Below are 379 nucleotides of genomic sequence, written 5' to 3' on the forward strand. Positions count from 1 at the left end.
CTCTCAGGCCTTCGCGGTCCCGCCCTTGCCCCGGGGCTTGGGCAGCGCCAGCTCGATCTCCTCCCGCAGTTCCTGGATCCTCGGGTACGAGGCGTACTCGGCGGTCAGCCGGTACATCTGGCGCAGCCGGTCCCAGGTGCGGCGCGAGGAGTTCTGGCCCATCGACACCAGGGCGAGCCGCGCGAAGCGGTCGGCCTGTTCGGGATCGTCGGCGATGAAGCACGCGGAGGCCATCGACAGGAAGTCGAAGATCTTCGAGCGCTGCTGGGCGTCCACCCGCAGGGCGAGCGCCTTGTCCGCGTAGTGCTGGGCGTGGACCGCCGCGCCCGGCTCGAACTCCGCGAGCGTCCGGTAGGCGAGGGCCTGCATGCCGTACAGG

At 70.7% G+C, this 379-nt stretch carries 1 protein-coding gene; it reads right to left on the minus strand.

All coding sequences use genetic code 11. From position 1 onward, the window contains the following. Positions 1-3: 3 nt before the first annotated feature. Positions 4-379: hypothetical protein (locus EVJ23_RS15135; RefSeq protein ID WP_236641242.1), on the minus strand; the 376-nt coding region annotated here is incomplete at its 5' end.

The sequence above is a fragment of the Exiguobacterium sp. SH1S1 genome, assembly GCF_004337245.1.
In the GTDB taxonomy this organism is placed as follows: domain Bacteria; phylum Bacillota; class Bacilli; order Exiguobacteriales; family Exiguobacteriaceae; genus Exiguobacterium; species Exiguobacterium aurantiacum_A.